We start from the raw sequence: 19,433 nt of genomic DNA, 5'->3' as shown, positions 1-19,433 counted from the left end.
CCGCTCTCCTTTTCTTATATATAAAAATTCTAGGTTTGGAACTGGGTTAACATAACTATTTTTAAAGGTCAACCAAGTTGAACAAAAAAATAATCTAAATTCAACTATTTTCTGAAAAGTTTTTTAGGAAAATATACGATTTTTAAAAAATAGATACTAGATAATTTTGAGAAAGAAATATGAAAACACAAAGTAATCTAAAACAACTGGATTTTAGCGGGAGGGACTTGGAAGGCCATGATTTCAGCGGGGAAGACCTGGCCGGCGCCAAATTCTTCCGGGCCAACCTAAAGAGAGCCCTTTTTACCGGTGCCAATCTTAAAGGGGCTGATTTTACCGGGGCTGACCTCGAAGGTGCTAATCTTGAAGGGGTTGACGCTGAAGCTGCTGGTTTTGGTATGGCTAATCTTAAAAAAGCTCGACTTTTTAACGCCAAATTCAGACATGCCTCTTTCACCAAAGCCACTCTAAAAGGGGCTGATGCTAAATGTGCTGATTTTTCTTTAGCTCGCTTAAGAGAAGCTGACCTGCGCGAAGCCGATTTCTCCGGCGCCAAATTTAAAGAAGCCCATCTCAACTTAAGTCGAGTAGAAGGCGCTATTTTTAAAGACGCGGACTTAAGAGGAGCTCATCTGCGCATGATAAAAGGCTACAAAAAGGCCATCTGGATAGGTACTGACATCAGAGATATAAACTTTTCAGGAGCTTATTTAGTAAGGCGTCACATTATAGATGAAAATTATCTTGAAGAATTCCGCCAACAGGGCCGTCTAGCTCGTATTCTCTATTTTTTATGGTGGTTGACCTCTGATTGTGGCCGAAGCCTTGGAAGATGGTGCCTTTTGATTGTTTTTCAGGCCTTATTTTTCGCCTATTTATATCATTTGGTAGGAGTAGATTATGGGAAATACCCTACTCCTCTTTCACCTCTTTATTACAGCATTGTAACCCTTACTACTCTTGGTTATGGCGATGTCATTCCCAACTCCCTTTTAGGCCAGGTAATAGCCATTCTAGAAGTAATAACAGGCTATGTTATGTTAGGCGGACTTCTGGCCATTTTTACTAACCGTATTGCGAGGAGAGCTGACTAATGGGACTTTTAAATTTTTTAAAAAAGAAGAAAAACCCGCGGGAGGAATTACGTAAAAAGTTAAAAAATTTTGAACTACCTTATTTACCAAGAGCCGCCCTTTTGGCCCTTGAGGCCATTCGAGACCCCAAAACTTCTGTAAAAGATATAGCTCAAAGGGTAGCCGCTGATCCTGGCCTTCATCTTAAGGTTTTACGCACGGTAAATTCAGCCGCCTTTGGCCTTCCGCGACAAGTAAACAATATAGAACATGCTGTAGCTTTACTAGGTAGGGCAAGGCTTGAATCACTCCTTCTCCCTCTAGCCGTTAAAGAAGCCTTACCTCCTATCAATACTCCCTGCCTTGACTACAAACTGTTCTGGCTAACTGCTGCCAAAAGAGGAACATTGGCCCGAAAAATCGCCCATGCCCTGCATCCTCATTATAATGTAGAAGCCTTTAGTGCTGGTTTACTTCAAGACATTGCTATCCCTGTTATTCTAAATACATTCCATGAAAAATATTGTCCAGTAATTGATACCTGGAATAATGATCCCGAAATAGAAATTCTAGAAATAGAAAAAAAGACTTTAGGTTATGATCATCAAAATGTAGGCCATCTTATGGCTGAAGAATGGGAACTCCCCGCTTATCTTACAGAGGCCATAGCAAAACACCACTTCCCTGAAGTAGAACCCGGAATTTTCCTTTCTTCCTTCCTGAAATACAATAAAGAAACTTCTCAAATAGAACGAGAAATCATTATTGAACTTGCCAAAGAAAAATTCAACTTAGCCGCTGATGCTGTAAACCAAATGATAAGTCAAACTGAAAAAGAAGCTCAAGAATTGGCGCATATATTCCTCTGATTTTCTAATTTTCTTTTTTTTATTCTTTAATTTTGCGGCCATTTCGTGAAATACTAAGCACTTAGACAGTAGAACAGCTCTTCACAAGTTATAATAATTATGGCACTGTAAAGCCATGAATATCCTTTTTTTTAAGCTAGCCCTAATTATTTACGCGATTTCTACGGTGGGTTTTTTTATTTATGCTTACACCCAAAAGAATGAAGCTGCTAAAGGGGCTTTATATACTCTTATTCTTGGTTTTACCTTTCATACCCTGAGTATTATTCTTCGCTGGTTTGAATCTGGCCATCCCCCTATTACCAGCTTATTTGAAGCCACTTCTTTTACTAGTTGGGGGGTTGTTCTCGCCTATCTTGTAGTGATAAGAAAAATCAAACAGGCCAAAATTTTAGGGGCTATGGTTACCCCTATTGCCACCTTACTAATGCTTTACTCTTCTTTGTGCCCTAAAGAAATCTTGCCGTTACCACCGGTCTTGAAAAGTTTATGGCTCCCTATACATGCGGCTATTTCTATAATTTCTTACGGTTTTTTTATCTTAGCCGCAGCCAGTGGTGTTCTCTACCTGATTCAAGAACGCCAAATAAAAAAGAAAAAGCTAGGAGGCTGGTTTAAACGTCTCCCTTCCCTTGATACCCTTGACCGTGTAAATGAGTTATCACTTAAAATCGGCTTCCCTTTACTAACCATAGGGATAATAACTGGAGCAGCCTGGGCAGAGAAGGCCTGGGGAGATTACTGGAGCTGGGACCCTAAAGAAACCTGGTCCCTTATTATGTGGCTCATTTACGCCGCTCTTATACACGAAAGGTTGGTAGTAGGCTGGCGCGGGCGAAAATCTGCTTGGCTTTCCATAATTGGATTCGGGGCCTGGCTAATTTCTTTTTTCGTGATAAATCTTTATATATCTGGGCATCATTCTTATGTCAGGTAACAGCACTAAAGATCATATAATCATTATTGGCCTTAATCATCGCACTGCACCGGTAGAAATTAGAGAAAAACTGGCCTTTGCCAAAAAAGAAGTTGACCCTTTAAACCTGTTTTTACAAGTTCCTGTTATTAGAGAAGTTCTTTTTCTTTCTACTTGCAATCGGGTAGAAATTATCCTGGTTACTAGAAACCCTGAGGCTGCACCTTCTATGATTAAAGAGGTCTGGGGTAAAGCCAACCACGTAGAAGTAAACCTGTTTGACCAACATCTTTACTATTTCTATAACCAGGAGGCAGTAAGACATATTTTTAAAGTAGCTTCAGGGCTTGATTCCCTGGTTCTTGGCGAACCTCAGATTCTTGGCCAATTAAAAGACGCTTACCGCCAGGCCGCTGAACGGCGAGCTACCGGAGTAATCCTTAACCGCCTTCTTCATAAAACCTTCTCTGTGGCCAAAAGAATTCGTTCTGAAACGGGTATAGGGAGCCATGCCGTTTCTGTAAGTTACGCAGCTGTTGAACTGGCTAAAAAGATATTTGGCGAGCTAAGAGGCAAGCAAGCCATGCTCATAGGGGCTGGAGAGATGGCTGAGCTAGCCGCCCAACACTTACTATCTCACGGAGTAGAAAATCTAGTAGTGGCCAACCGAACCCTTTCTCGAGCTATAGAGCTGGCTAAACACTTTAAAGGAGAAGCTATAAGCCTTGATGAACTAGAAGATTATCTCCTCAAAGTTGACATTGTCATTTCTTCCACCGGAGCTCCCCATTATATTATCGATAAAAACCAGGTTAAAAAACTTATGCGGCCACGTAAAATGCGACCGCTATTTTTTATTGATATCGCTGTCCCAAGAGATATAGACCCAGCGGTAAATGATATTGAAAACGTCTTTGTTTATGATATCGACGATCTAAAAACCGTTATCGAGGAAAACTTAGCCTTTCGTCGTAAAGAAGCTATCAAAGCCGAACGCATTATTGAAGAAGAGGTAATTAAATTTACTAACTGGCTTGAACAATTGGAAATTTATCCTACCATCGTTGCCCTTCGCCAAAAAGCTGAAGAGATCAGAAAAAAAGAACTGGAAAAAACGCTTTCTCATCTAAAAACAAAACTTTCAGATGAGGACCGAGAAGCTATTGAGATTTTGACAAAATCATTGGTGAATAAACTTTTACATGATCCAATTATTTATTTAAAAAACCGCTATCATAAAGACGGCCAACTGGTAGTGGATTTTACCCGCAAAATATTTAATCTTGATGGAGACCGGCCTTTAGAGATTAAACACCCTCCCGTTTATCTTCCTGAAAACGAAAAAGAAAAATCCAAGAAACACTAAATATTTAACTAGACTATTTTGACTGCTTAAAAGCCTCCGATAAAACTAAAACATCTTATTTAAGAGACTGCTTCGCCCATATTGGCTCGCAGAGACACTGGGAGAGAGTCATTGCGAGCGAAGCGAAGCAATCTCATTGACGAGACTGCTTCCTCGGCCTAACGGCCTCCTCTCAGCCACAGAAAAGGGCTACTTCGCCTGGCAAAATACTTTAAACATAAAAGGTTTGAGGGCTTCGCCCCCAAACCTTCCCCAAGACTTATCTCGATGTATAACCGGGAAATAGGATTTATTTACTTTGACGTAGAATGATTTTGAGGGACAGGAATCTTATTAGAATTTTCTGGCAATTTAGGAGTTGGCGCGCTTTCTGGAGCAGGAATATTTATCTGAGGCACCTTTTCCATGATAGTTGTGGTGCGCTTAGTGGAAATATAAGTCAAAGAAAGAGAAGTACAGAAAAATAGAATAGCTAGTACTGTGGTCACTTTATTCAAAAAAGTGCCAGGGCCAGCTCCCCCAAAAATAGCCTGGCTTCCCGTAAAAACTGCCCCTACCTCTGAACCTTTGCTAACATTTACTAAAACTACGCCTACCAAGAAAATACATACAATTATGTGAACAACTACTAAAACCGTAAACATCTTATTCCATCCTCCCGAAACAAACTATCTTAGCAAAAACGTCTGGCTTAAGAGAGGCCCCTCCAACTAAAGCCCCATCTATATCCGGACGTGCCATAAGTCCTACAACATTTTCTGGCTTTACGCTACCCCCGTAAAGAATTCTTAAATTATCAGCAAATTCCTGATTAAACATTTCTGCCAAAATCTTTCTGACAAAGGCATGGGCCTCTTCGGCCTGTTCAGGAGTTGCGGTTTTGCCTGTCCCTATAGCCCACACAGGCTCGTAAGCCACTACCAAAGACTTTAAGTCCGCCACTGAAAAGCCTTTAAGCCCTTCTTTGAGCTGGGTTTCAAGGACTTTTAGGGTTTTTCCCGCTTCCCTTTCTTCTAAAGTCTCTCCGATACACAAAATCGGAATAAGGTCATATTTCAATACCGCTTCTATCTTTTGACGAATAACTTTATCGGTTTCGCCAAAAATATGACGGCGTTCAGAATGACCTATAATCACATATGTTACGCCTATATCGGCAAGCATTTTAGGTGAGATTTCACCAGTAAACGCCCCTTCATCAGCCCAGTGGCAGTTTTGGGCCCCAAGATAAATATTTGTACCTTCTAAGGCCCGTTCAGCCGCATCAAGAGAGGTGAAAGGTGGCGCAAGCATTATATCTCTATCTTCTACCCCAGCCACCAAAGATTTAAAGGCTTCAATATAAGCCAACGTCTCTGGCACGGTTTTATGCATTTTCCAGTTTCCCGCAATGAGTGGTCTGCGTTTCATAACATCCCTCCTAAGATTTTTTCTCGAGAACTTCAATTCCTGGAAGCTTTTTGCCCTCTAAAAATTCTAAAAAGGCTCCTCCTCCTGTAGAAAGATAAGAAAAAGCCCTGGCCACGCCAGCCATTTTTAAGGCCCTTAAGGTGTCACCACCGCCAGCCATAGTTATAGCGTTTTGCGCCGCAGACTTGCGGGCCACTTTTATCGTACCTTTAGCAAAGAGCTCATTTTCAAAAAGTCCAAGTGGCCCATTCCATACAATAGTGGCTACTCCAGCTAAGGCTTCGGCAAATAGTTTTCTTGTTTCTTTTCCTATGTCAAAAGCAGCCTTATCCGCAGGCACCTCAAAAATACTCACGTTTTCCGCTTCAGTAGCCTCTTTATCATCAGCTACTACTAGATCAACAGGCAAATAAACCTTTACCCCCTGCTCCTGAGCAGTAGTGAGAATCTTTTTGGCTTCTTCTACAAATTCTTCTTCATAAAAAGAAGTTCCAACTGTATGCCCATCAGCCACCAAAAAAGTATTGGCCATAGCCCCGCCTACAATCAATTTGTCCAACCTGGGCAAAAGATTCATTAAAACCCCGACCTTGGTAGAAACTTTGGCCCCTCCGATTACTAGAGCAACTGGCTTTTTAGGCTTTTCAAGAAGAGCAGAAAGATATTTAATCTCTCGCGCCAGTAAAAAACCCGCTCCGCATTCACTTACATAAGAAGGTACACCTACCACAGAAGCATGGGCTCGATGACAAACAGCAAAGGCATCGTTAACATAAACTTCCGCAAGCTTGGCCAGGGCTTTGGCAAATTCAGGGTCGTTCTTTGTTTCTCCCTCATAGAACCGCAAATTTTCAAGCAACAAGATCTCCCCTGGCGCTAGAGAAAAAACCATTCTTTCTACTTCTTCACCAATACAATCAGGGGCAAACTTTACCTCCTGGCCTAGTAACTCGCTAAGCTTTTTGGCCACTGGTGCCAGAGAAAGTTCCAGTACCCTTTTGCCCTTGGGCCGTCCCAGGTGAGAGGCCAAAATAATTTTGGCCTTTTTAGAAAGGGCATATTTTAAAGTAGCTAAAGTGGCTCTTAAACGAGTATCATCAGCTACCTGCCCATTCTCTAAAGGAACGTTATAATCGACCCTTATAAAGACTCTTTTTTCGGAAATAGACAATTGTTCTATGGTTTTCATTGGAGGGCCTCCTAAAGTATTTGTTGGGCTATGTGGAGGGTCAATTCTCCCAGCATATATGTATAGGAGCCCAGTTCGTTATCATACCATCCGTAGATAACCGCCTGGGTAACAGGAATTTCTATCTGAGCACATGTTAGGCCCTCAATTTTTTGACCATCTGGCCCGCATGCTTTGGTTAAGTCTACTTTTACCAGGCCGGTTCTGGTATGAGTTTCTTCTCCTTCAATGATAGCTGCTGCTTTAGGGTAGCCAATAATGTCAGCCGAAACATTCTGTTCCATAGTAAACATCAAATAAGGATGATAAGGCCCTTTGGCGGCCTCTTCGTAAATTTTGTTAATTACATTTCTGGTAACTCGATTTTCAAGACTTTCTTCTTGAATGTTTATAACCAAGATAATCAAACTACCCGTACTGGTTGGTACCCTTACACTTTCGGCAATAAAGCCGATCTTTTTCATTTCAGGGATAACCAGAGAAAGGGCTTTAGCTGCTCCTGTAGTAGTCAAAATAATATTGTTGAAAATACTTCTTATTTTGCGAAGATCTGTTGCTCCGGCTTTGGGAACCCGGTCAAGAACTGCTTGAGAAGAAGTAGCCGCATGCACTGTAACCATTGATGCAGAAAGGATTCTATCTGCCCCAAAATAATCTAGTAAAGGTTTTATCATGTAGGCCAGACAAGTAGTGGTACAAGAAGCGGCACTAATAACCTGATGTTTTTCCGGTAAAAAATCTCCTTCGTTTATGCCATAAACCACTGTTACAGCATCTTCTGGCATACCGAGTTCTTTGTCCTTTATTTTAAAAGGAGCAGAAAGTATGACCTTTTCAGCACCTGCCGCCAGATGCCCCCTCAGGGCCCCGCCAGAGGCTTCAGGATCAGTGGTAGGATCTCGGAAACGCCCGGTTGAATCAATTACCAGGCGCACGTCGTATTTCTTCCAGCCAATATCAGCGGGATTGCGATGCTCTCGCAAAATCCTTACCGGCACACCGTCAACAGTCATAGTGCCTTCGGCTTCGTTAAGGTTTTCTATCACACGACCTGAGCGATATCCGTGTAGATAAACCGGTAGCCAACCGTAAGTAGAATCTTTTTCAATATAATTAGCTACGTCCTGTAAAGATGTGCCGGCCTGGCGGCCCAGGTTGACCACTATTTCCTTGAAAGATTTTCTAGCTACATGATGCCATAAGGTTAACTTGCCAATACGGCCTAAACCATTTATGCCCAATTTCATCGGTAAAGGTTCGGTAATTTCTATCCGCATTACCTCCTCCTTATCATAGCTGGTTGCTCTAGTTTTAGCCCAAAAATAAAGGTTATCGCAAGAAAAAAAGACTAATTAAAAAACAGCACTCATTTCGGGGAAGCTGGTGGCCTCACGCACTTTATGCCGCCCTAGATAAATACGTCCGGTGACACCGTCAATGCTTATCCAGTCTCCCTTGTTGACTATATGGCCGTCAAGACGAGCGTAACCTCTGTCTTCATAAATGACCATGTTTTCATAACCTACTACGCAGGTCTTTCCTAAGCGAGAAGCCACAATAGCGGCATGAGAAGTTTGCCCACCTCTAGCAGTAAGCAAACCATCGGCCGCGCTTATTTCTTTTATGTCATCTGGAACAGTATCAAAACGCAATAAAATTAAAGGAGTCCTGGGATTTTCCTCTCTAAACTCCCGAATATCTTCCAGAGTAAAAACAACGCGTCCAGAAAGAGCCCCTCCAGAAACCCCTATACCTCTGCCAACAAAAGCCTTTTTCAGGTCTTCGGTAACTACAAAGACGTTTACACGGGGTCTCTCTTCTTTGGTCACCATGTCTCTGCTCTGAAGGATGAAGAGTTTGTCGGCTTCAGGACCTTCAAAGGTAAATTCTATTTCTTGATGAGACCATTTTTTGCCGTAAATAAGGTCCTGAGCGATCTCAAAAAGGGCTCGATAAATATCTGGAAAAGCTTCTTCAAGAGAAGGTTCTCCGGTTCGACCTTCACGCTTCTTTTGTTCAATAGAAATGGGATAAGTAGTAACCAAACCAGAAACTATATCTTCTCCTTGGTTACCAGGAGTATAATCTCCCCAGAGAGCTACGCGAGAAAGCTTACCAAATGGTGGTGCCGTAAAAGCTACTCCAGTACCCGCTTTTAAAGAAATATTTCCAAAAGTCATGGCCTGGATACAAACTGCTGTGCCCCAATAGTCAGAAATACCCATAATATGACGATAGGCCCTGGCTTTTTCAGCATTCCAGGAAGAAAAAACCAATTCTATAGAAATAAGCAGTTGCTCCCAAGGGTCTTCTACAATAGGAATCCCCTTATCTTTGATGACTTGACGATATTTTAAAGCGAGTTCTCGCATTTGTTCTCCAGTGAACTCGCGCTTTTTCTTAACTCCATACAAAGACTTATGTTCTCTCATAAGACGGTTGAACGTTTCTCGCTCAAGACCGTGGGCCATAGCCCAACTCTGTAAAAAACGTCTATAAGTGTCCCAGGCAAACCAAAGATTGCCAGTTTTTTGAGCAAGCCCCTCAACGATAGAAATGTTGTTCCCCACATTTAAAACCGTAGCCATCATACCAGGCATAGAAATAGCAGCTCCGCTTCTAACGGAAATTAATAAAGGATTCTTAGGGTCTCCAAACTTGCGCCCTACCTGGTGTTCGAGCTGTGAAAGTGCACGATGAATTTGTTCTAAAAAGTCTTCATAAGTAGCCTTATAGCGCTTAATTACCCGGTAACAGCGGAAAACTTCGGTAGTAATTATAAATCCTGACGGGACAGATAGTCCTAAAGTAGAAAGCAAAAAGAGATTATAGCCCTTGTTACCTAGATGAATAAGGTCTTGGGTTAATCTATTGGGTTTATGAAGGGAACAAATGGCTCTTCCTGGATCATAGGTCATCAAGAGGTCTAAGTCTTCTTGAGAAAGCTTTTCTCTCTGCTCAAGAAGTGTTCGATAAAGACGAGAAACAAAATTATCAAGGGCCTGTAATGCAAATGATTGAGCTATCAAGTCACGTAAAAATCTCTCCGAAACTCGATGAAACAGTTCTTCATCAGATAGATTTTCATGGCCGGTTAGGTATTTGGGCAAAAGATGTTTTCGACCAAACTGACGCAAAATAATGGCCAAATTCTCTCGATGAGGACTTATATAGTAAACTTTGGTTATGTCACGAACACCTTCAAGGAGCCCCCGAAAAATATCTAAATATTGCGTGTAAGTAAAACGTCTTACCTCAAGAGAGGCCTCAAGTAACCCCAGGTAAGTATTGAATTTTTTAGAACTTATTCCTTCTATATGGAGAGCTCGTCTAAAATACCTGAGAATTTTTAATATTTTGAAAAACGTTGACCTGGTAATAAAAGGTATTTCAAGATCAGCTACTAAGTCTTCAAAAAGAGCATTACCTAAGGCTTCAAGTCTAAAAGTAAGTCCTAAAGCGTCGAATTTCTTTTCATGGTAGCGCCCATACATGGAAGGAATATTGGCAGCAATATGACGCTTAAAATAAATATCCTCTCTCGGTTTAAATTTTTCAGGACTAAGAATAATACCCTGGAGATATTCCAGATAATCTAAAATGGCTTCAAGTTTTTTCTCACGGCTGCCTTTTTCTAAAGCTTCGAGAAGATCGTCAATCCTCTCAAACCCCCAATTTTTAAGATATTCGAGATAGGTTTTAAGTTCGTAAAGATCAAAACCATATTTCTGGACTTCAAGACGATACATTTTGAAAAGCAAAAAGACTCGCCGTTTTTCGAAAGAAAGGCCTTCTATCTGGTCTAAAATTTCCTGGACTTTCTCATCATTTAAAGAAAGTAGCTCTTTTACTTTTTTAATTCCTGCCTTTTCCCAAAAAGCCTTAATTATTTGGTGCACGGGATCTATATAAGGCCCTTCCACAGGGATACTTTCATAAACTTCGGGGGGGACAAATGGTTTTATAGGAGTTTTGTCTTTGGTGAGCCAAAAAGAAATAATAGCTTCTATAAAATCAATTATGAGATTTGAACTTTCCACATGACTTTGTTTACGCAGAAAATGTATTAACTTATCTTTGCGGTGATGTATTTCGTCAAGCTCGGTAGAAACATCTCTAAGAATCCCCTCTGCTCCGATTTCATTGTAATACACAGGAAGAATACGGCAGAACTGTTTAACTAGGTTATAGATAGGCTCAATATCGCTGTTAAGAAGCTTAGAAACATCTTTTTGGAATAGGTCTGTATCCCGAATACAGGTGCCTGCCAGCTGCAAATTGATTATTAGGGCTGAAAGCAAAGTAGTACACCACTTTGGGTGATGTACAATGATATCAAGCCAGGTCCTTATATTAAGCAGATGGGCCGGATTACATATCAAGTGCCACTCTGCATCTACCCCCTTTATTTCGGGCGGCTGAAAACCAAACTTTACTACTTCCTCTAAAAAAAGTTCGGCAAGCCGAGGATCTCCTCTATCAAGAATTTCTAACCCCATACTTTTAATACATTGAAGGGCCGTCCAAGGATATTGTCTGATATTTTTTCTGAGAAGACAAAAGGTACGGATAACAAAGTCATCCAAGCTTTCAGCCGGCTCACGCCTAATCATGTGAACCAGTTCCCGATTTATCAAACGCAGTGCTTCTTCATGAATAGGAGAAGTACCAGGAGTTTCAACAATCCTGAAAAGGACTATTATTTTTATATTGTGAAAAGGGTCATCAGGATCTGCAGAACGAGAAAGGGTTTCAACTTTGTAAGGCAATTCCTTGTAAAAGCGTATAATATCAAGATAATCGGGCAGTTCCAGAAGGGCTTTTATCTTCTGTTGAGGGTCAGTGCTTTCTAATTCATCAAGGCGGGCCAGAAATTTTTTTAAACTCTCATGAGAAACCGGTTTAACCAGAGAAAGATATTCTTTGGTAAGGTCTCCCAAAGTTTCTAGAGCTTCCTCTGCCAGCCACTTGGCGGGATCTGGTTCTTTAAGCCAATATTCATAAGTAAAACGAAATAAATAGGCCAAAAAATCCGAAAGAATGCCTAAATCTTCCTGGGAAAGGCCTTTATTTAAAACATTTTTGGCCAATTTCTTAAAAGAAAAATAGCTTCTAAGAAAGTGGACAAATTTTTCCGGAGGCAGAGTTTTAAAACATTTGAAACAATACTCAAATACGGACCAAAAATTTTTAAAGTCTTTGGCTGGAATAGAAGCAATTTTATCAAGTATAGCTAATATTGCTTCCGCTGCCTGCTTTAATATCTCTTCAGTTGACTCTCTTTCAAGGATTTGAAAAAGGATATCACACGAGACCATTAAGGCTTCAGAAGCCTTTTCTTTTGAGGCCAATACGCGAAAATTTTTTAGAATAAAAGCCCGTAAGTCGGTTATTACCAGACGAACATTTCTAAAAGGGTGGTTTATTTCTCTTATCAGCTCAAAAGCCTGTTTCTCTAGCCCCTGATAGCCAGAAACCGCTTCAAGAAGTACCCAATGTTCTTCAGGTATGGGGAATTCTTTGACAGCTGTTTCTTTAAGGTTGGCAATAAGGGCTTGAGAAGTAAATTCTTGTTTCATGGGACCTCCATGGGGCCCGAGTTACAGGCCCCAAGAGAATTAAACCTTTTTAGATTCCATGTAGAGAATCAAGTCAAGAAGCCTATTAGAGTATCCCCATTCGTTATCATACCAGGCCATAATTTTTACCATACGTCCTTCAATCACTTTAGTACAAAGGCCATCTACAATGGCTGAATGAGGATTACCCAAAAAATCATTCGAGACCAGAGGTTCTTCCGTATAAGCTAGAAAACGATTTTGAGAGGCCTTAAAGAGCTCATTCACCTCACTAACCGTGGTTTCAGTTTCAAGCTCAACCACAAGATCTACCAAAGATACATCAGGCGTTGGAACTCTTACGGCCAAACCGTCAAACTTACCCACCAGCTCTGGAATAACCTTTCCCACAGCTGCAGCAGCACCTGTTTTGGTAGGAATCATGTTTACCGCCGCGGCCCTGGCCCGACGCAAATCCTTGTGGGGGAAATCCAAGATACGTTGATCGTTGGTATAAGCGTGAACAGTGGTAATCAGTCCTCTCTTGATGCCAAAACGGTCAAGAAGAACCTTAGCCACTGGAGCCAGACAATTGGTGGTACAGGAGGCATTAGAAATTATATGTTGTTTTAGAGGGTCGTAGTCTTCTTCATTCACTCCCATAACTACGGTAAAATCTTCATTCTTGGCCGGAGCTGAAATGATAACTTTTTTGGCTCCAGCCTCAATATGGGCGCGGGCTAAGTTAGCATCCCTAAAACGACCTGTTGACTCTATTACGTATTCAGCCCCTACTTCTGCCCAGGCTATCTTTCCTGGCTCAGGCTCAGAAAAGACTCTTATCTCTTTTCCATCTACAATTATAGAGTCATCTGTAGCTTTGATTTCGTTAGGAAGCGTACCAAAAAGAGAATCATACTTTAAAAGATGGGCCAAAGTCTTAGTATCTGTTAAATCATTAACTCCTACGATTTCTATATCTTTAAACTCAGGATATTTGAGAAAGGCCCTAAAAACAGCCCGACCAATACGCCCAAAACCATTAATTCCCACTTTTACTGGCATAAAAACCTCCTTGAAATTTTATTTTTCTATTTTAAAAAGAACTAAATTAAACAATGGCCCTCATACTATTATAACCTCTTGCTCATCAAAATGGCATCATCTTTGGTATCCTGATAATAAGCTTTTCTTAGGCCATCTTTTTTAAAACCAAATTTTTCGTAAAATTTTTGGGCCCTTTTGTTTCTTGCTCTTACTTCAAGGTAGACCTTTTTAACGCCCCTTCTCCTGGCAAAAAATAAAAAATCTTCAAGAAGCTTGCTCCCTATACCTTTGCGGCGGGAATGGGGATGTACCGCTATATTAACTAAATGGGCTTCATCTTTGATAATCCAAAAACAAATATAACCTATGACTTTTTCATCTGCTAAAGCTATCCAAAAATAAGCATAATCTTTGTTTAACTCTGCTAGCAAAAGAGAAGGCGGCCAGGGCGTAGGAAAAGAAAGCCTCTCTATTTCAGTTATGGCAGGCAAATCTTTTGTTCTAGCAGGCCGTATTTTGATTTTACTTAAGTTTTCTGACACTTAAGACAAAATTTCTGAAGCTTGGTTAATTGCCTTGCGGCCAGCTTCTACTAATATTTGGGCAAGCTCTGAAGGTGTTTTGTCTTGATTTTGTACCGCCTTTATCAACATAGGAAGGTTAACACCAGAGACCACCTCGATATACCCCGGCTTTAAAAAAGAGAGAGCTATATTTGAAGGGGTTCCTCCAAAAAGATCGGTAAGAATTACAATCCCCTGGCCTTGGTCTGTTTTTTTAATAAGTTTAGCCAGATCATCGTGTATTTTGCTAGCTGGTTCAGAAGGATCTATAGAAATAGGCTCAACATTTTCAATCTTACCTAGGATAAAAGCGCCAATGGTAACCAGTTCTTCTGGTAATCTCCCATGACCGGCAATAATAATTCCCGTCATATCAGGCCTCCTTTTCCAAATCACGATGAGAAATAATCGTCTCCCAACCCCATTCCTTTACCATGAGGCCTATTTCTTGAGCAATAGCTACCGAACGATGACGCCCTCCAGTACAACCTATCGCTACCACCAAGTAAGTTTTTCCTTCACGTTCGTATTGAGGTATAAGAAACTTAAGATATTGCTCTGATAGGGCCAAAAATTGTTTTGTCTCTTCTTGTCTTAAAACGTAATCCCTAACAGCGGGTTCTAATCCCGAAAGAGGTTTCAAAGAAGGTTCAAAATATGGGTTGGGTAAAAAGCGCACGTCAAAAAGTAAATGAGCCTCAGGGGGCACACCGTATTTAAACCCAAAGGAAATTAAATGCACCAGAAGAGAAGAAAGATCATGGCGAGGGCCAAAACGCTCTTTTATTTCTCTCCTTAACTGGTGAACATTGAAATTTGATGTATCGATAACCACATCAGCAAATTCTTTTACTTCGGCCATAATTTCTCTCTCTAACTTCAGGGCTTCCAGCAAAGGAAGCTTGGGAGCTAAAGGGTGAGGCCTTCTTGTTTGTGAAAATCGCGAAACAAGCACTTCGTCACTGGCTTCTAAAAATAATATTTCCAGATGATAGCCTTCTTTCTTTACCCGCTGGAATATCTCTCGATGGCTCCTAACAAACCCCTCTTCTCTTACGTCCATTACTAAAGCAAAACGCAGATTAAGGTTACTCTGAATTTGTTTGCTTTTTATCTCTAAAAAAGCAGGTAAAAGCTCTACTGGTAGGTTATCAACCCCGAAAAAACCTAAATCTTCAAAAGCCCGCAAGGCCGTACTTTTACCCGACCCGGAAAGACCGGTAATGATAACTGTCTGAATTTTTCTTTTAATATTCGTAGTCAATTTCGGCGAGAACCTTTTTAAACTCCTGAATATCTTTGGCCTCAAGCAGCCTTTTTTTGACTTGTTCTTGTTTAAGTATTCGGGCAAGCTGAGCTAAGGTCTTAAGGTAAAGAGAAGATTCGTTTTCAGGAGCAAGGACTACAAATATGAGATAGACTGGCTTTTTATCTAATGCTTCAAAATCAAGACCTTTTCTAGAAATAGCCGCGGCAATAACTATTTTCTCTAGGCCTTCTACCCGACTATGAGGAATAGCAATCCCCCCACCTACAGCAGTGGTCCCCAGTTTTTCTCTTTCTACCAGCGCTTCTTCTATCTTTTCAGGCGAAAGCCCTACTTCTTTAGCAATACACGCTGATATCTCTTTAAAAAATTGCCATTTATCCTTAACATTGACATCCGTAAAAAAACAATTTTCGAGCAATAAATCTCTAATTTTCATAGCTTCCTTTAGTTTTTAAAGGCCCCTATGGGGCCTTCTTGCTTACGAAAGCTCTGGTAATACCAGAACATATCTATTTTCTCCTTTTTTATAAAGAACACTTACCGAATCTGTTTCAGAATTGTTAAAAATCAAAAAATCTTTGCCGGTGGTTTTAATTTGTTCAAGGGCCTCTTCTACAGACATAGGCTTTACAAAAACCCTTTCAACTTCTATTTCAGGCCCTTCTTCAGAAGCTTCTTCAGCAACTATAGAAGCTACTTCAAATTCCTTAGTAGTTCCTTTCTTGCGGCCTTTTCTCTTTTCGCGAAGTTTTTTAATCTGGGTCTCAAGCTTGGCCACTACCAGGTCTATGGCTTCATACATATCTCCAGTCTCTTCTTTGCCGTTGATATTAAAGCCATCACCTACAATGCTTACCTCTGCCTGTTGGCGAAATTTCTCCGCCTTAAGAATAACGTTTGCCTCAACAGGACCGTTAAAATATTTAGCCAATTTGGAGATACGTTTATTGACGTATTCTTTCAAACCTGGAGAAGAATCGAGATGCCTAAAAGTAATGTTAATTTGCATAAAGCCTCCTTACTTTATTTTGTTTTTACGCCTGCTGGCAGGAAGTATACCCATCTGATCGCGATACTTGGCCACTGTTCGCCTAGCAATCTTTATGTCGTACTTCTGCCTTAAAATATCTGAAATTTTCTGATCACTGTAAGGTCTTTTAGGATCCTCCTGGGCAATAATTTCTCTTATATATTGTTTTACTGTCTCAGAAGCTACTTCCTCTCCAGAGGCGCTTTTATAACCAGAGGAAAAAAAGTATTTAAGCTCAAAAAGCCCGTGAGGAGTATCAATATACTTACCAGTAGTCACCCGGCTGACAGTGGACTCATGCAGATCCACATCGAGGGCCACTTCTTTTAAAGTTAATGGTTTTAGGCCTACCACACCCTTTTCTAAAAAATCCCGCTGAAAGCGCATAATACTTTCTGAAACCTTGAGCAGAGTTCTATTGCGCTGTTCTATGCTTTTGATAAACCAGGTAGCAGCTTTGAGCTTCTTTTGAATATACTGCTTAACCTCTAAAGGAGTAGTAGGATCTTGAAGAAGTTTACGATAATAAGGACTTATTTTTAAACGGCTGTAATCTTCGTCAACCAGCCGCACAATCCACTCATCACCCTCTTTGAATACTTCTACGTCAGGTTCTATGTACTGCGGTTCGGTATCGGCATAGTTCCGCGCTGGACGTGGTTCAAGATTACGAATTATCTCTATCGCTGCTTCTACATCATCAACAGTCACACCTAAAATTTTGGCCAGCTGAGATAAATTATTATTTTCAAGGAGTTTAAGGTGATCTCTGACTATTTTTTCTGCAAGAGTACCTGTAAGACCAAGATGTTCTAATTGAACCAAAAGGCATTCTCTTAAATCTCGGGAAGCTACACCTACGGGATCAAAAAATTGAATCTTCTTTAAGACGCTAAGAACAGCTTCTTGAGAAACACCTAAATCACCCGCTATCTCGGAGATCTCTAGAGAAAGATAGCCTCTTTCATCTAGGTTACCGATAATATATTCTCCGATTTCTCGTTCTTTTTCGGTAAAGTCTGAAAGATAGAGCTGCCAAAGCAGGTGAGAAACCAGATTTTCTGGCTTAGAAAGCCGCCTTTCATAGTCCTGGGCTTCTTTTTCTTCAAAGGCAAAACTGGGATAAGAGCTACCTGTATCTTGGAAATAAGCTTCCCAGTCAAACTCCTTGACTGCTTCTGCTCCAAGGGGGCTTTCCGAGGCTAAGGTTACCTCACCATCAACTTTTACTTCAGAGGAAATGTCTTCTAGGGATATAGTTTTTGTTTCCAGTTCTACTTGTTCTAAAACGGGATTTTGTTCTATTTCCTGACGAATGACCTGTTCGAGTTCAAGGCGGTTCAATTGCAGCAGCTTTATGGCCTGCTGCAATTGTGGAGTCAATATTAATTGTTGAGTTAGTTTTACTTGTTGTCTAAGTTCTAACGCCATATTTTTAGTTTAACCTAAAATCTTTGCCCAAGTACAACTCACGCGCTAAGGGATTTTCTGCTATTTCTTCGGGTTTCCCTGAAGCAATGACTTGGCCGTCAGCTACAATATAGGCAAAATCACAAACTAGCAAGGTTTCTCTGACATTATGATCAGAAATAAGTATTCCTAAACCTCTTTGTTTAAGATTTTTAATAATTTCTTTTAAATCCGCCACAGCAATGGGATCTATACCAGCAAAGGGCTCATCTAAAAGCAAAAATTCTGGCTCCCTCGCCAGCGCCCTCATGATTTCTACCCGTCTCCTTTCTCCACCTGATAAAGCATAGGCCTTTTGATCTTTTAAGGAAGTTAGGCCAAAGCTTTCTAGCAGATCATCAAGCCTTTTTTTTCTTTCTTTTCGAGGAATTTTTAAAATCTCTAAAACTAGAAGAATGTTTTCCGCCACTGTCAAGCGTCTAAAAACCGAAGGTTCCTGGGGAAGATAAACTATCCCCTCCCAGGCCCGCTGATGTATAGGCAACTGGGTAATTTCTTTTTGATCTAAAAAAACTTTGCCGTCATCCACAGGCAAGAGACCACAAACCATATAAAAGGTGGTGGTTTTCCCTGCTCCGTTGGGACCAAGGAGTCCAACCACTTGCTGAGTGGACACTTCTAAGGAAACTCCCTTTACTACTTCGCGTTTCCCAAAACGCTTGCATAAATTTTTTGCTTTTAATGTCTTGGCCATAGGCTTAATCCACAAAAAGAATAGCTTCAGCCCTTTCTGAAGGAGCAGACTCCGCAACATAGCGATCTTCAGACAGATAAATTACTATACGAGAACCCCTAACTGTATTATCGCCCTGCCACACCTCAGGGGAACCTTCTAAAACTAAAATGTCTTTGTCGCGAAAATAAGTGGCTTTTTGGGCACTAGCTATAAGCTCACCCCGTTTTATTTTTACTTTTCCTGTGGCCTCGATCTTTTTTACCTCTCTTTTTCCGTTAACAAGATGATAAAAAACTACGAGTTTATCTGCATAGATGGTGAAATCCTTTTTTTGAGCTACTACGTGACCGGTAAATATTACTTTATTTTCTTTTTCAAGAACTTCCATGTGGTCAGCTTTTATGGATACAGGCTCTTTGGCTAAGGCCAGAGATCCCCATAAAAGGATAAAAATTAGCAATAAAAACCATTTTTTAAGCATCTATCTTCACCTTGGTCTGTTTAAGTACTTTCATGTGACCGGCTTTTAAGTCATATAAAAGCCCTTTTCCTTTTATAACCAAACCTTTTTTTATTATCCTGACTTGAGCAGAGGTAGTCAAAATATCTTCTTCGGTTAAATATTCCAAGTAAGAGGTAAAAAGCTCCCCTTTATTTTTAGTCGTAAGGTGGACGTTATCGCTAAAAACAAATTTTCCCGCCTTGGAATCGTAATCTCCCTTTTCAGCGGTAATACAAAAACCTTCCTTAGGATTCGCACAAATCTTTAGTTTAAAAAGTTTTATTCTTTCTCCATTATACATTTTGGCTTGTTCGGCCCATATCTTCCATTTCAGTTTTTCTTGTTCATAAATCACGTAATAAAGCTTTTTAATCTCTACCGTTGGCTCCTTTCTCAGCCCCTCAGGAATTCGTTTTATCTCTTCGGGTTTATGAACTTTTTGGCCTCTCTGAGATTCAAGCAAGGCATTATTTGGAGTTCTTTTCACCTGCTGA

The 19,433-nt window shown here is 40.6% G+C and carries 19 protein-coding genes; 4 read left to right on the top strand and 15 right to left on the bottom strand.

What is annotated here, in order from left to right; all coding sequences use genetic code 11:
- Window positions 1-179: 179 nt before the first annotated feature.
- From THEIN_RS11670 to hemA, 4 genes are all read left to right on the top strand, one after another.
- The gene (locus tag THEIN_RS11670) at window positions 180-1,094 is read left to right on the top strand and encodes a pentapeptide repeat-containing protein (protein WP_013908025.1); all 915 of its coding nucleotides are present in this window, start codon (window positions 180-182) and stop codon (window positions 1,092-1,094) included.
- On the top strand, window positions 1,094-1,942 hold the full coding sequence (locus THEIN_RS07195; RefSeq protein ID WP_013908024.1) for an HDOD domain-containing protein: 849 nt from the start codon (window positions 1,094-1,096) through the stop codon (window positions 1,940-1,942). The genes THEIN_RS11670 and THEIN_RS07195 overlap by 1 nt, the downstream gene beginning before the upstream one ends.
- Before the next feature lie 115 nt (window positions 1,943-2,057).
- Window positions 2,058-2,879 carry a c-type cytochrome biogenesis protein CcsB gene (gene ccsB / locus THEIN_RS07190; RefSeq protein ID WP_013908023.1) on the top strand — a complete coding sequence of 274 codons (822 nt, stop codon included), beginning with the start codon at window positions 2,058-2,060 and terminating at the stop codon, window positions 2,877-2,879.
- Window positions 2,869-4,224: a glutamyl-tRNA reductase gene (hemA, locus tag THEIN_RS07185; RefSeq protein ID WP_013908022.1), complete on the top strand. Its 1,356-nt coding sequence runs from the start codon at window positions 2,869-2,871 to the stop codon at window positions 4,222-4,224. The genes ccsB and hemA overlap by 11 nt, the downstream gene beginning before the upstream one ends.
- 293 nt (window positions 4,225-4,517) lie before the next feature.
- Here hemA and secG read toward each other — a convergent pair whose 3' ends face one another.
- The 15 genes from secG to lptC form a co-directional block, all read right to left on the bottom strand.
- Window positions 4,518-4,868 carry a preprotein translocase subunit SecG gene (gene secG, locus THEIN_RS07180; protein ID WP_013908021.1) on the bottom strand — a complete coding sequence of 117 codons (351 nt, stop codon included), beginning with the start codon at window positions 4,866-4,868 and terminating at the stop codon, window positions 4,518-4,520.
- Between the two features lies 1 nt (window position 4,869).
- Window positions 4,870-5,634, bottom strand: a complete 765-nt coding sequence (gene tpiA, locus THEIN_RS07175; RefSeq protein ID WP_013908020.1) for a triose-phosphate isomerase — start codon at window positions 5,632-5,634, stop codon at window positions 4,870-4,872.
- A 10-nt stretch (window positions 5,635-5,644) separates the two neighbouring features.
- Window positions 5,645-6,823, bottom strand: a complete 1,179-nt coding sequence (locus THEIN_RS07170) for a phosphoglycerate kinase (RefSeq protein WP_013908019.1) — start codon at window positions 6,821-6,823, stop codon at window positions 5,645-5,647.
- An 11-nt stretch (window positions 6,824-6,834) separates the two neighbouring features.
- Window positions 6,835-8,070: a type I glyceraldehyde-3-phosphate dehydrogenase gene (locus tag THEIN_RS07165; RefSeq protein WP_013908018.1), complete on the bottom strand. Its 1,236-nt coding sequence runs from the start codon at window positions 8,068-8,070 to the stop codon at window positions 6,835-6,837.
- Window positions 8,071-8,175: 105 nt separating this feature from the next.
- Window positions 8,176-12,402 carry a PEP/pyruvate-binding domain-containing protein gene (locus tag THEIN_RS07160; RefSeq protein ID WP_013908017.1) on the bottom strand — a complete coding sequence of 1,409 codons (4,227 nt, stop codon included), beginning with the start codon at window positions 12,400-12,402 and terminating at the stop codon, window positions 8,176-8,178.
- 39 nt (window positions 12,403-12,441) lie between these two features.
- Entirely contained in the window at window positions 12,442-13,446 is a 1,005-nt protein-coding gene (gene gap / locus THEIN_RS07155; RefSeq protein ID WP_013908016.1) for a type I glyceraldehyde-3-phosphate dehydrogenase, read from the bottom strand.
- 68 nt (window positions 13,447-13,514) lie between these two features.
- Window positions 13,515-13,970: a ribosomal protein S18-alanine N-acetyltransferase gene (gene rimI, locus THEIN_RS07150; RefSeq protein WP_013908015.1), complete on the bottom strand. Its 456-nt coding sequence runs from the start codon at window positions 13,968-13,970 to the stop codon at window positions 13,515-13,517.
- Window positions 13,971-14,363, bottom strand: a complete 393-nt coding sequence (locus THEIN_RS07145) for a PTS sugar transporter subunit IIA (RefSeq protein ID WP_013908014.1) — start codon at window positions 14,361-14,363, stop codon at window positions 13,971-13,973.
- 1 nt (window position 14,364) lies between these two features.
- Window positions 14,365-15,255: an RNase adapter RapZ gene (rapZ, locus tag THEIN_RS07140; protein ID WP_013908013.1), complete on the bottom strand. Its 891-nt coding sequence runs from the start codon at window positions 15,253-15,255 to the stop codon at window positions 14,365-14,367.
- On the bottom strand, window positions 15,239-15,697 hold the full coding sequence (locus THEIN_RS07135) for a PTS sugar transporter subunit IIA (protein WP_013908012.1): 459 nt from the start codon (window positions 15,695-15,697) through the stop codon (window positions 15,239-15,241). Before THEIN_RS07135 ends, rapZ begins: the two co-directional genes overlap by 17 nt.
- Window positions 15,698-15,739: 42 nt before the next feature.
- Window positions 15,740-16,270, bottom strand: coding sequence for a ribosome hibernation-promoting factor, HPF/YfiA family (gene hpf / locus THEIN_RS07130; protein ID WP_013908011.1), 531 nt, complete (start codon window positions 16,268-16,270; stop codon window positions 15,740-15,742).
- A 9-nt stretch (window positions 16,271-16,279) separates the two neighbouring features.
- Window positions 16,280-17,722: an RNA polymerase factor sigma-54 gene (rpoN, locus tag THEIN_RS07125; RefSeq protein WP_013908010.1), complete on the bottom strand. Its 1,443-nt coding sequence runs from the start codon at window positions 17,720-17,722 to the stop codon at window positions 16,280-16,282.
- A gap of 4 nt (window positions 17,723-17,726) precedes the next feature.
- Window positions 17,727-18,455, bottom strand: coding sequence for an LPS export ABC transporter ATP-binding protein (lptB, locus tag THEIN_RS07120; protein ID WP_013908009.1), 729 nt, complete (start codon window positions 18,453-18,455; stop codon window positions 17,727-17,729).
- Window positions 18,456-18,459: 4 nt separating this feature from the next.
- Window positions 18,460-18,918 carry a lipopolysaccharide transport periplasmic protein LptA gene (gene lptA / locus THEIN_RS07115; protein ID WP_013908008.1) on the bottom strand — a complete coding sequence of 153 codons (459 nt, stop codon included), beginning with the start codon at window positions 18,916-18,918 and terminating at the stop codon, window positions 18,460-18,462.
- Window positions 18,911-19,426, bottom strand: coding sequence for an LPS export ABC transporter periplasmic protein LptC (gene lptC, locus THEIN_RS07110; RefSeq protein WP_169311161.1), 516 nt, complete (start codon window positions 19,424-19,426; stop codon window positions 18,911-18,913). The genes lptA and lptC overlap by 8 nt, the downstream gene beginning before the upstream one ends.
- Between the last annotated feature and the right edge of the window lie 7 nt (window positions 19,427-19,433).

Source organism: Thermodesulfatator indicus DSM 15286 (assembly GCF_000217795.1).
In the GTDB taxonomy this organism is placed as follows: Bacteria; Desulfobacterota; Thermodesulfobacteria; order Thermodesulfobacteriales; family Thermodesulfatatoraceae; genus Thermodesulfatator; species Thermodesulfatator indicus.
This window is presented reverse-complemented; position numbering and strand designations above follow the sequence as displayed.

Bases quoted from the DNA above. Each gene is read 5' to 3' on its own strand.
- hemA (WP_013908022.1), top strand. From the start codon at position 2,869: ATGTCAGGTAACAGCACTAAAGATCATATAATCATTATTGGCCTTAAT.
- THEIN_RS07165 (WP_013908018.1), bottom strand. From the start codon at position 8,070: ATGAAATTGGGCATAAATGGTTTAGGCCGTATTGGCAAGTTAACCTTA.
- THEIN_RS07195 (WP_013908024.1), top strand. From the start codon at position 1,094: ATGGGACTTTTAAATTTTTTAAAAAAGAAGAAAAACCCGCGGGAGGAA.
- rpoN (WP_013908010.1), bottom strand. From the start codon at position 17,722: ATGGCGTTAGAACTTAGACAACAAGTAAAACTAACTCAACAATTAATA.
- lptA (WP_013908008.1), bottom strand. From the start codon at position 18,918: ATGCTTAAAAAATGGTTTTTATTGCTAATTTTTATCCTTTTATGGGGA.
- gap (WP_013908016.1), bottom strand. From the start codon at position 13,446: ATGCCAGTAAAAGTGGGAATTAATGGTTTTGGGCGTATTGGTCGGGCT.
- THEIN_RS07145 (WP_013908014.1), bottom strand. From the start codon at position 14,363: ATGACGGGAATTATTATTGCCGGTCATGGGAGATTACCAGAAGAACTG.
- secG (WP_013908021.1), bottom strand. From the start codon at position 4,868: ATGTTTACGGTTTTAGTAGTTGTTCACATAATTGTATGTATTTTCTTG.
- THEIN_RS07160 (WP_013908017.1), bottom strand. From the start codon at position 12,402: ATGAAACAAGAATTTACTTCTCAAGCCCTTATTGCCAACCTTAAAGAA.
- tpiA (WP_013908020.1), bottom strand. From the start codon at position 5,634: ATGAAACGCAGACCACTCATTGCGGGAAACTGGAAAATGCATAAAACC.
- hpf (WP_013908011.1), bottom strand. From the start codon at position 16,270: ATGCAAATTAACATTACTTTTAGGCATCTCGATTCTTCTCCAGGTTTG.
- THEIN_RS07135 (WP_013908012.1), bottom strand. From the start codon at position 15,697: ATGAAAATTAGAGATTTATTGCTCGAAAATTGTTTTTTTACGGATGTC.
- THEIN_RS11670 (WP_013908025.1), top strand. From the start codon at position 180: ATGAAAACACAAAGTAATCTAAAACAACTGGATTTTAGCGGGAGGGAC.
- lptB (WP_013908009.1), bottom strand. From the start codon at position 18,455: ATGGCCAAGACATTAAAAGCAAAAAATTTATGCAAGCGTTTTGGGAAA.
- ccsB (WP_013908023.1), top strand. From the start codon at position 2,058: ATGAATATCCTTTTTTTTAAGCTAGCCCTAATTATTTACGCGATTTCT.
- THEIN_RS07170 (WP_013908019.1), bottom strand. From the start codon at position 6,823: ATGAAAACCATAGAACAATTGTCTATTTCCGAAAAAAGAGTCTTTATA.